Raw genomic sequence first — 12,176 nt, forward strand, 5'->3', positions numbered from 1 at the left:
CAGTGAACCAATCAACCGGTTGACTAATAAACAGGTCGGTGCGTTTTTGACGTGCCGGTTTGCGCGATTTCCTCTTCCTTATCCTCCGGGGTCTCCCCTTCGCCGGCATTCCAGCCGGTGGTTTGGTCATCCTGGGCTTTGGCCGCTTCCTGCGCTTCAGGCGTCGGTACGTCCTCGGCCGAGGCATAATCGTCGGGGCCGTGGGTAGTTACGTCAACGGTCGATGTTTTCGACTGCTCACCCCGGCCGGTCACGCTTTTCTCACCTTCCTCGGTAATTTCCATGGTGCTGTTGTCCTGGTCACCCATACGAATGATACCGTTCTGGCTATCCATGTCCATACCACCCAGAAACCGATCATTGCGACCGTCCTGAGCTACGTCCTCTGTCTCGTCACCCGGTCCCATCGCGTTCGCCACGTTTTCAAACTGATCGTGTTTGCCAACGTCGCGCTGCGTGGATTTCTGGGTATAGGTATCGTCTTTTTTCTCGTCGCTTTTCATAACGTCAATGGACCTTTTGGTTAAATTATAACTGCTTTGCAAGCGAAAAGTTTGTATTTTGTCGGCTATACTTCTGCACAACGACCGATTTACAACCTGGATTATACCATACATGAAACAACTGTTTACTCTGCTTTTCGGCCTTGTTGCTTTGGTCGGCCGGTCGCAAAATCTGACGGTGCTGGACCAGCAAACCCGACGGCCGCTGGAGAATGCCGAGGTACGCACCCGAAGTACCGCGCTGCTAACTAACAAAGCCGGCCAGATACCTATTACGGATACCCTCCAATCGTTTACCATCCGGCTGGCCGGCTATGAACCGGTTCAGACCACCTGGGCTCACCTTCGCCGGCAGGGATATACCGTCCTGCTGACGGAGAAAAGCCTGCAAATCGATGAAGTAGTGGTCTCCGCCAGCCGCATTGCCCAGCCGCAGAGCCAGGTGGCCCAGCCGGTGCGGGTCATCGGTCGCAACGACATCCGCTTTCTGAACCAGCCCACTACCGCCGACCTATTGCAGCAAAGTGGCCAGGTACTGGTGCAGAAAAGCCAGTTGGGTGGGGGCAGCCCGATTCTGCGGGGCTTCGAGGCCAACAAAGTGCTGCTGGTGGTCGATGGCGTGCGGATGAACAACGCCATTTACCGGGGTGGTCACCTGCAAAACATCCTGACGGTTGATAACAGCATGCTCGAAAAAGCCGAAGTGGCCCTCGGCCCCGGCTCGGTGCAGTACGGCAGCGATGCCCTGGGGGGGGTCATTTACCTGCAAACGCTTACCCCCAAAGCCGGCATGGCCCCGCAGGGGAATGCCTTTGCCCGGTACAGCACCGCCCTGGAGGAGAAAACGATTCACGCCGACCATAGCTTCGGTACCGGCCGCTGGGCGTTTGCCACCAGCATCACCGGCTCCGACTTCGGTGACCTGCGGCAGGGCAACAATCGTCCGGCGAGCATGGGCAGCCTGGGCCTGCGCCCGCTTTACGCCGGTCGGGAGAATAATACGGATGTACAACTACCAAACCCTGATCCTAATAAACAGACACCCTCCGGCTATAAGCAGATCGACCTGTTGCAGAAAGTCTTGTTTCAGCCATCTGACCGCAGCAGCCACCTGCTCAACGTGCAGTACTCCACCTCCACGGATATTCCGCGCTACGACCGGCTGACGGAAGTCGATAACCAGGGTAAGTTACGCCACGCCCAGTGGTACTACGGGCCGCAGGACCGGCTGCTCACTGCCTACACGTTTACGCGTAAACTGAAGCGGGGTATTGCCGATAACCTCCAGGTCATTGCCGCCTACCAAACCATTGCAGAGAGCCGCCACAACCGGCGCTTCGGCAACAATACGCTCCAGCACCGCCTTGAACAGTTGGGTGTCTGGACCCTCAACGCCGACCTGCAAAAAAGAGTTAGCCCGACCCACGATTTCCGGTACGGGCTGGAAGCCACGTACAACGATGTGCGGTCGACGGCTTACGGTGAAAACATCCTTTCCGGCATGACCATCTCGCTGGATACCCGCTACCCAAATGGCGGCTCCAACACCCAATCCCTGGCGGCTTACCTCTCCGGTACGGTCGATGTCAGCGCCCGTTCGTCGTTCAGCTACGGTGCTCGCTATAGTCAAAACCGGCTGTTTGCCCGCTTTACCGATAAGACCTTTTTTCCCTTCCCCTTCGACGACGTAACGCAGCGCAACGGAGCCCTCACCGGCAGCCTGGGCTGGGTCACGCGCCTGCCGGGCAACTGGCGGCTGGCGGCTTCGGTGGCCTCCGGGTACCGGGTGCCCAACGTCGATGATCTGGCTAAGGTCTTTGAATCGGTTGCCGGCACGCTGATTGTGCCCAACCCCGGCCTGAAACCCGAGCGCACCTACAACATCGACGCGGGCCTTCAGAAGAGTTTCGGGAATGTGTTCACCCTGGAGACCGAAGGTTTTTATACGCTCTACAATCAGGCCATCACCGCCCGGCCCGGCACCCTGAACGGACAGCCTACGGTGCTGTACAACGGTCGTACCAGCCGGGTAGTGAGCCAGGCCAACGCGCAACGGGCGTACCTGTACGGCTTCAGCACCCGGCTGACGGCCCAGTTCACCAACACCCTATCCGCTTACGGCAACATCAGCTATACCTACGGCCGGATCAAAACTGACACCACCGATTACCCGCTCGACCATATTCCGCCGGTATTCGGGCAGGCCGGTTTGCGGTGGCAGCAGAAACAGTTCCGGGCCGAAGCCAACGTGCTCTTCAACGGGACTAAACAACTGAAGGATTATAATCTGGTTGGGGAAGACAACATCGTGTATGCCACCCCGCAGGGAATGCCGGGCTGGTACACGATCAATCTGCGGAGCAGTTACCAGGTCAGCCGGCTATTGCAGGTGCAGGTGAATCTGGAGAATGTGCTGGACCGGAACTACCGCGTTTTTGCCTCGGGCATCAGTGGACCGGGCCGGAATCTAAGCGCCACGCTGCGATTCACCTGGTAATGGGTAAAAGCACTCATTGCCGGCAAAAAAATTTATGCCTAAATAGTTGTACATTTTAAACAAAAATTTTTACTTTGGCAACAGAGAATCAAACGAGAGCCAGACATAAAAGACTAAATAGTTGGATAAAGCGTAATAAAAAAGCGGGTCGACTTTGTTGACCCGCTTTTTCTTTGTCTGAGCGCTTCCGATTACTGCTTATCCCACCAGACGCGGGTTGACAGCGCATCAGCTCCCTGGCGTGAGACAACCGCATCTACAAAGTCCTGGCGAATATTCGTAATCGTCCTTTTCTTGCTTTCGTTGGCGTGTAGGTAATAATAAGCGGCTCCCGGCCTTCGTAAAAATCACCTATGTGGTTCAAATCTACACGGCCCATTATCCTGAATTGCTTGTATTTTGCCAGCCGAGTATGTAGGTCAACGGTGGCTGAGTCATCCACGAAGCCTTGCAGCAGAATCTGGAAGTTAACCAAGCCTTTTCCTGTTACAGCAAACTCATAGGGTTTGGAAGCATCTTCAACGAAATAGGATTTAAACAAATGATCTTCTTTCCCTTGCTCCTCCAGTTGTTTAAACTTATAGACTATACAGCTTAGGATGCAAAGCCCTATCAAAAGACCAACAACTTTCTTTCGGCGCATAAATCGAGTAGCTATCAACCCTATACATAAAACGTAAACCTGCGTCAGCCCGATCTTGTCGGGCTGACGCAGGTTTACCATTAACGCCTATTTACTGCTTATCCCACCAGACGCGGGTCGACAGCAGATCGGCTCCCTGACGGGAGACGACTTCGTTGTAGTTGGTCCGGTTCAGCGTAGCCTCCGTGGTCGGATACGCCAGACGACGTGGTACATCCGTCAAATTGTTAAACGGATTGCGAGCCGGGGTCAGTTTCGGGAAACCGGTCCGGCGCCATTCGGCCCAGGCTTCGTTGCCGTTGTAGAACAGCACGATCCACCGCTGCATCGCAATCTGCTCAATGGCTCTGGCATCGCTGTAGGCAATGTCCGGCTGAGCCAGGTACGCTTTGTAAGCCGCTTCGGTGTACACCCCATACATTTCCATAGAGGCCTTAATAGCGTCTTCGTATAACTTCTTCGGATCTTCAGTGGTCCAGCCCAGTTTAGCGGCTTCGGCCCGTGCCAGCAGGATCTGCGGGTACGTTACTACGTTGACCGGCGAGTTCTGCTGCCGCAGGCTCGTAGCCGCCAGCGATACCGCCTGTGCCGTCCAGGCAACCGGGAACACCGCATACGGAACACCTACGTATTCACCGTTGATGTTCTTATCGGCCAGGGCCGACAGACGCGGATCATTGGTCTTCTTCAGGTAATCGACAAACGTGTTGCTCACGGCATAATCCTTCCGGTTCAGCGTGATGTAATTGTTGTAGAGGGGATGCTCGTTGTTGGCTTCGGCCAGGTAACGGTACACCACATTGTCGGCATTGGACGTCAGCACACCATCGGCCAGGGCAGCCGCAAATTCGGCCTTGCCTTTAGCCGGGTCTACCTTCGACAACCGCAGGGCGGCAATCATCCGCAGCGAGTTGGCAAACTTCTTCCAGCGGGTCACGTTCCCGCCCAGCAGAATATCGCCCTGCACGGTCGGGCCGTTATCGAACTGCGCTACGGCTTCTTTCCACTCCTTAAACAGGTCGTTGTAGATGTCCTGCTGCCGGTCAAACTTCGGCGTAAAGTTCTGGCTACCCTTCAGCGCTTCCGAATACGGAATATCGCCCCAGCGGTCGGTCAGGCTCTGGAAATAGAATGCCTTCAGAATCCGGGCAATGGCAATCTGGTTGTTGTTAGATCCATTGGCGGCAGCCGCGTTCTTCGTAGCCGGGTTGGTGTTCAGTTCGATAATGTACTGCAGGTTATTCAGCGGGCCGGTATACCAGGTATTGTAATCGAAGTTCACCGTCCGGTACCGCGATTCCTCAATATACGTTACATCGCCAAACTGCTGCACATACAGCGCCGGTATGATATTAGTCACCGCCGGGCCGACACTCCGCATAGCACCCGTCAGAATACTGGCGGTGTTTGGGTTGGCCGGATTGTTGGGGCTCACATTCATATCCCCAAAATCATTGCAGGATGTTGCGGCCAACAACAGTCCGGCAAGTACCAGTGATTTATACACTAACTTTTTCATGTGTCTTTGGAAAAGATTAATTAGAAACCAAATCTCAGATTGATACCAAACGAGCGCACCGGCGGCAACTGACCGCCTTCGGTCCAGAACGATTCGGCTTCTGAGATGTCGACGCCACCGCCAACGGCATTGTAGATCAGCAACGGGTTACGGGCAATAAAAGCCACCGTTGCCGTCTTCACCCGGTTCCCCAGAATGCGCCGGGGCAGGGTATAGCCCAGATACACTTCGCGCAGCTTCACAAACGTCTGATCGTACATCCAGTACTCGTGCAGGGCAAACAAATTGGCGTAAAAATCCTGCGTTTCTACCCGGGTGGTATTCGGCGAACCGTCGGCATTGACCCCCGCGATCAGCAGACCACCGCCGGCCGACACCGGATCACGCTTTGGTTTGCCCAGTTCGTTGTTACCCACCGTTTCGGCACCCAGACCTGAATACGCATTAAACATTCGCGTAACGGAGAAGAACTTACCGCCCACAATAAAGTCGGTGTTCACCCGCATCGTCAGATTCTTATACGTCAGCGTATTCAGCAAACCGCCTTTAAATTTAGGCAGTACGGAGCCCAGCGGCTGGTTCAGATCATACTGGTACTGGCCTTTCAGCAGAATGGGGACACCCGCTTCGTTGCGCCGGATTCGCCGGCCGACGAACAGACCCCAGTCCTCCCCTTCGCGGGCGTTGATGGTCAGACCCCGCCAGGTAGAGCCCAGTTGGTAGTTGGTCAGACCCGGCGACAGCTCCACCACCTTTGAACGACTGCGGTCGACGTTCAGGTCAAGCTCCCAGTTGAAGCCGCCCGCCGACCGAACCGGATTGGCGTACAGGTGCAGTTCCAGACCAGTAGTCCGGATCAGACCGGCGTTGATGTAAGCATTGCTGAAGCCGCTGGTGGGCGCTACCGGCAACGGAATGATCTGGTTCTTATTGTCGTTGCGGTACGCGGTGAACTCCAGACCCAGGCGGTTGTTGAGGAACTTCAGGTCGATCCCCCCTTCGTACGACGACGTCAGGCCCGGCTTCAGGTTCTCGTTTGGCAGCAACGTGGGCAGGTACTGCGTCGGGTTGTTCTGGTACGGGTTACCGGTGAGGTAAGTCAGGGCTGTCTGGTACGGCCCTACATCGGTACCTACCTGGGCATACCCACCCCGAATCTTACCATACGACAGTACGTTGTTCTGCGGCAACAGGTCGGAGAAGATCAGGCTACCCGAAAGTGCCGGATACAGGTATGAGTTGTTGGCTTTCGGCAGGGTCGACGACCAGTCATTCCGGATTGAGGCTTCAATAAAGGCGATGTTGTTATAACCCAGGCTAACGTTACCGAACAAGCTGTTTACCCGGCGCTCAAACAACTGGTTATTTACGTTTGGCCGGTCTCTCGAAGCCGCGATGTTATAAAAACCAGGTGTAGTGAGCCCACCTACGGTCTGTTGCGAGAACACATTGACCCGGTTATAGCGGATGTTACCGCCACCGTTGGCAACCACCGAAATCTTGTCGAAGGTCCGGTTAAAGCTGGCGATGGCTTCGTAGTTGTTTTCAACCGCGTTCTGCACATAGTTGGCAAAACCACCCCGGCCCCCTTCGTTCAGGGTACCGTAGGCAATGCGGCCTTCCTGGGCGTACTGACGCTGATCGCGACGGGCAACCAAATTCAACGACAGGTAGTCGGTAAACTTATAATTCAGGCCCATGTCGCCAAACAAACGGTTGTCCCGGCGCTCGTTGGTATTTTCGTACACCTGCGTATACGGGCTATCCCAGTATTTCGGGCGCGGGTCCAGCGGACCGCCGATGTTCCAGCTCCGGAAGGTTCCGTCGGGGTTCTTATAATTCCGCAGATCTTCGATGCGAAGCTGACGCTGAAACCACTGGTTAAACGAACCTACCGTCTGGTTAAAACCATTCAATACACCACCCGATGAACCGTAATCGTCGGCGGGCACATTTACCCCACGGGTTGCAGTATAATTGAAGTTCAGGTTGGCGGTCAGGTTACGGGCAAAGGTCAGTGAGTTTTTGGCGCTGATGAAATCGCGGGTCTGGCGGCTGTTCGGAATGATCCCGTTGTTGATAATGTGCGTATACGAAATGCGCGACTGGAAATCTTCGGTACCGCGCGAGAACGCCACGTTGGTGTTGTTGCTGATCGGCTTTTCAAAGAAATCGCGGACGTTGTTCGGCTGAGGAGAGAAGGGTGTCAACTGCCCAAACTCTGGACCCTGCTGCCAGGAAGCAGCCGAGCGGTGCGGAGAGCCATCCATGCGCGGCCCCCAGCTTTCGTCGGCCGAGTAGTCCAGAATTTTCTGCCCATTGAAGGCCGCCCACGAAGCCGGGTGAATGGCTGGGTTGAACTGGAACGTCTCCCACTCCTGCGAATAGCCTCCTCCGTATTCGTTCTGGTACTTCGGCAGCATACCCACCACATCCAGCGTGGTGCTGTGGTTGATATCGAGCCGGGTATCACCCGCTTTGGCCCGTTTGGTGGTAATGACAATAACGCCACCGGCTGCGCGGTTACCATAGAGGGCCGTAGCAGCAGGGCCTTTCAACACGGTCAGTTGCTCCACATCATCCATGTTTACCTGGTTGATGTCGGTCGGCGTACCATCAACCACATAGAGCGGATCGCCACCGGTCAGGGTATTGACCCCGCGAATCCGGATGTTCGGGCTACCAAATTTAGCGCCCGACTGCCCCAGGACCTGCACCCCGGCAATTTTACCGGCCAGCGCGTTGGCAACGTTCGGGTCGCGGGCAATGTTTAGCTTCTCAGGAGTGATGGCCTGTACTGACGACCCCAGCGACCGCTTGTCGCGGCCGATGTTCAGGGCTGTTACCACCACTTCTTCCAGTTGTGAGGCATCGCTTACCAGCCGGACATCAACCACCGACTGATTGCCTACGGCTACTTCCTGCGTGGTAAAACCAATAAAGCTGAATACTAACCGGGCACCGGCCGGTACGTTTAAGCGGTACTGCCCATTGGCATCGGTGCTGGTACCCCGAGTGGTACCTTTTACGGAGATGTTTACTCCTGGTAACGCTGAGCCGTCTTCTGACGAGGTGACCCTACCGCTGATGGCCCGATCCTGGGCGAACAACGGCAGACTCAACATGCACAGCAAAAGCTGCACCATTAGAAGTCTTTGCATAAATGATGAGTGTTTAGTAGAGATTAAGAAATGATTAGAAAATTAAATTTCAAAAATGTGAAAAAAGATAAATACTACAAAATTTGGTTAATATAAAATTTTGCAGAACAATTAACGTAGAAACATTTTTTTAGATCATTAAATATACTTTTTCAAAGGTAAAGCGTAGCAGAACAGGCGAATAGCATGCGCCTGGCGCGGTACGTATAAAACTTCTTTTGTATTAAAAATAGATTAAAGTATGATATAAGATCGTAGCAAGAAGAGCTGGTATACAGCGAGTGGACTCAGCGCTACTAGTCTATTTAGTCAAAAGGATAAATTATTAAAAAGTGATTAAAACTAGTAGCATCCTTCGTATACTCTTTGGGGGTAACCAGGTGCCCCCCTTCTGTCTTCTTAAAATCCTAAATCCAATATTAAGAATTTTTTCATATTTCGTTGTAATAAATAAACATTATTGATGATGTTCATAAACAAAATGTATGATAAATATCAACATTTACTCAAAATTTTAGACTTATCCAGAAATAATTAAACTCTTCAAAGAAATTATTGTACCTGTTGCCAGTAGAATCCTTCTATTTGCAAATGTGATTTATAGCTTTACTTTTGTGCCGCTTCAAAAATAAACATTCATATTTTCCCTAAAATACATGAGAAAATTTATACTCAGTAGCTGGATACTGGCCATAGTATTCTGTCTGCCGGTCTTAGCACAGAATATCACCGTTACAGGTCGTGTAACAACCGCAGAGGATGGCTCCGCCCTACCCGGTGTAAGTGTCCTGATTAAAGGAACCACCCGAGGGACCACCACCGACCAGAACGGCGATTACCGGCTCTCGGCCGCTAAAGGCGATGTCCTCCAGGTTAGCTTTATTGGTTTTGCCACCGAAAGCGTTAAGCTGGAAAATCAGACGACAGTCAACTTTACCTTGAAACCAGATGCCTCTCAGCTTCAGGAAATTGTGGTAACGGCCCAGGGTATACGGAAGAGTCAGCGTGAAATCGGCTATGCCGTTTCCAAAGTGCAGACAGAAGACGTAACCGTGGGCCGCTCTCCGCAACTGGCCCAGGCCCTTTCTGGTAAAGTAACGGGCCTGGCCGTGTATAACATCAACAACAGCGTTGACCCCTCGGTCAAAATCGTCCTGCGGGGGTATCGCTCGCTGACCGGTAACAACGAAGCGCTGGTGGTCCTGGATGGTATGCAGACGACCTCTACGGTACTGGCCCTGCTTAATCCGAACGATATTGAATCGGTTACGGTGCTGAAGGGTGGCCAGGCAGCTACACTGTATGGCTCGGCAGGTATCAACGGTGCCCTGGTTATCACGACCAAAAAAGGGGTAAAAGGCAAGCTTAAAGTATCGGTATCCAACAGTACCAATTTCGACCAGATCAGCTTTCTGCCCCAGTTCCAGGACAAATTCGGCTCCGGTTCCCACTACTACCAGTCGTACGGTACGGCCGGTTACAGCAACGATTACCTGCTGCGCATGAAGGCCAACTGGCGTTCCTACGAAAACCAGCAGTTTGGCGATCCGTTCGACGGCTCCATGCGGATCATGGGCCGGACGGTCGAAGACGGTAGCCAGTACATTATCCCCTACGCAGCCATAAAGAACGGCCGGTACAAGGCGTTTGACACCGGCGTGTCGGTCAACAATCAGGTGAGCTTCCAGGGTGGCGACGAAACTAGTTCGTTCTACCTCTCGGCCGAAAATCAGAAGATCCAGGGAATTGTACCGCACGACAAGAGCGACCGGACCGGCGTACGCTTATCAGCCACGAAAGAATCCGGCAAACTACGGACGGGTTTCAACGTAGGCTATACCCAGGCCGCCTACGACCGCACGGGATCTGACTTTTACTTCGACGTGATCAACCAGCCGGCCAACCTGCCGCTGAACGACCTGAGAGACTGGCAGAACAACAAATTTGCCAACCCCAACGGTTTCTACAACGACTACTACAACAACCCGTATTTCAACGCCGATAACAACCGCCTGAAGTACAAGGATGCCAACATCAGCGGGAACCTGAACCTGAACTATGACGCCACACCGTGGCTGATGTTTGTGGAGCGGCTCGGTATTATGAACAACTCGCGGACCGGCAAGAACACGGTCGGCAAGTTCCTGTACTCCGACTGGGCTAAAACCAAGTCCTTTATTCCCGCTCCCTGGTATTTCGACGGCGACGGTACGGGTATTTACCGCGCCATTACCGACAACCTGGGAAGCGTTAGTGATTATTCGGCAACGGAGAACGTGATTAATAACGAATTCCAGATTCACCTGACCAAGGATTTTGGTCCGTTCTCCAATAAGCTGATTCTGGGTAACAGCGTGTACCAGCGCTATACCAAATCAATCTCGGTAGGATCAAGCTCTATTGTGGTGCCTGACGTGTACAACGTAGCCAACCGCCAGGGCGAACTGACCGGGGGCGAATCCAATACGATGGAGCGCCGGTATGGCTATTATGCCGATTTGACGACCAATTACAAGAACTGGCTGATCCTGAACGGCTCATTCCGGTACGACGCTACTTCGCGCTTTTACAAGCCGACCCGGCCCGCCAATATGTGGTCATATCCGTACTATGGTGTAGCCCTGTCATTCATTCCGACCGATGCCTTCCCGATGATCAAAAGTTCATTCCTGAACTTTGCCAAACTGCGGGCCAGCTACAACAAGAACGCCAACGACAACATTCCGCTGTATGGCCTGGATCTGGTATACAACAACGGTAACAACTTCCCATACGGTAACACGGTTGGTCTGACGGTCGGCAACACGCTGCCCGATCCAAACCTCAAACCCGAGATTGTATATAGTGCTGAGGTAGGCGGTGAATTCCAGCTGTTGAACAACCGCATCAACCTGGATGTATCGGCCTATACGTCGACCTCAAAAGGTCAGGTGATTACCGTTCGGGTGCCTAACTCAACCGGTTTCAGCAACCTGCTGATCAACGTAGGCGAAACCAGAAACTGGGGGTACGAAGCAGAACTGAAGTACCTGATTGCCCGGGGCGGTAAGTTTAGCTGGGATGCCAGCGTTCGTTATTCGTATAACGACAACAAAGTAATCAGCCTGTATCCGGGTATCACCGAGTTCCAGTATGGCGGCTACTCGTACGCCAACACCAACGTGATTGTGGGTGAGCGTTTCCCGATGCTGAAGACCGACGGCTACCAGTACGCACCCGACGGCTCCGGCTACCGCCTGGTGAATGCCACCACCGGCTACCCGCTGCGCCAGACTACACTCTCGCCCCGTGGCGGTACCCTGCCCCGCCATATTGCTGGTTTAGGCTCAAAGATGGAGTACGGCAACTTCGGGTTTACGTTTAACTTTGAATATCGGGGTGGTAACGTGATGTACAGCGACCTGGGTCGGCAGATGACGTTTACAGGCTCAGGTAAGTGGACCGAAAACCGGGCTCCGCATATCTTCCCGAACTCGGCTTACCTGGATTCCGACGGTAAAGTGGTGCCCAACACCACCATAAACGTACGCGAAGCTGAATATGCCCTGTGGGTAGACAGCTACCGCCTGATTTCGGAGAACTTCGTAAATCCGGCCTGGTTTGTCAAGCTGCGCGACATCAACCTGTCGTACCGCCTGCCGCAGAACCTGCTGACCAAAACCAGACTCTTCTCCACCGCCAGCATCGCTCTGTACGGCCGGAACCTGATTACGATTGTGGATAAGATGAACTACTACACTGACCCGGAATTCAGCTTTACTACCGGTAACGGCCAGGGAATCAACAACACCGGTCAGACTCCGCCGGTACGTCAGTATGGTGTCAACATCAACCTCGGTTTCTAATATTTTAA

Annotated in this window: 6 protein-coding genes; 2 read left to right on the forward strand and 4 right to left on the reverse strand. The window is 53.4% G+C overall.

The features are described from left to right. Positions 1–23 precede the first annotated feature (23 nt). Positions 24–503, reverse strand: coding sequence for a hypothetical protein (locus ABD931_RS21145; RefSeq protein ID WP_345269939.1), 480 nt, complete (start codon positions 501–503; stop codon positions 24–26). Positions 504–615: 112 nt separating this feature from the next. Here ABD931_RS21145 and ABD931_RS21150 point away from each other — a divergent pair, with 112 nt between their 5' ends. Further along, positions 616–3,000 (forward strand): TonB-dependent receptor plug domain-containing protein, encoded by a 2,385-nt coding sequence (locus tag ABD931_RS21150; protein ID WP_345269940.1) that lies wholly within the window; start codon positions 616–618, stop codon positions 2,998–3,000. Positions 3,001–3,256: 256 nt separating this feature from the next. Here the strand turns inward: ABD931_RS21150 and ABD931_RS21155 are convergent, their stop codons facing one another. The 3 genes from ABD931_RS21155 to ABD931_RS21165 form a co-directional block, all read right to left on the reverse strand. After that, positions 3,257–3,643: a hypothetical protein gene (locus ABD931_RS21155; protein ID WP_345269941.1), complete on the reverse strand. Its 387-nt coding sequence runs from the start codon at positions 3,641–3,643 to the stop codon at positions 3,257–3,259. A gap of 91 nt (positions 3,644–3,734) precedes the next feature. Then, on the reverse strand, positions 3,735–5,162 hold the full coding sequence (locus ABD931_RS21160) for a SusD/RagB family nutrient-binding outer membrane lipoprotein (protein ID WP_345269942.1): 1,428 nt from the start codon (positions 5,160–5,162) through the stop codon (positions 3,735–3,737). A gap of 20 nt (positions 5,163–5,182) precedes the next feature. Then, positions 5,183–8,323 (reverse strand): SusC/RagA family TonB-linked outer membrane protein, encoded by a 3,141-nt coding sequence (locus tag ABD931_RS21165; protein WP_345269944.1) that lies wholly within the window; start codon positions 8,321–8,323, stop codon positions 5,183–5,185. A gap of 656 nt (positions 8,324–8,979) precedes the next feature. Between ABD931_RS21165 and ABD931_RS21170 the strand changes: the two genes are divergently transcribed. Then, positions 8,980–12,168 (forward strand): SusC/RagA family TonB-linked outer membrane protein, encoded by a 3,189-nt coding sequence (locus ABD931_RS21170; protein ID WP_345269945.1) that lies wholly within the window; start codon positions 8,980–8,982, stop codon positions 12,166–12,168. Positions 12,169–12,176 lie beyond the last annotated feature (8 nt).

The sequence above is a fragment of the Nibrella viscosa genome (genome assembly GCF_039541875.1).
GTDB lineage: Bacteria > Bacteroidota > Bacteroidia > Cytophagales > Spirosomataceae > Nibrella > Nibrella viscosa.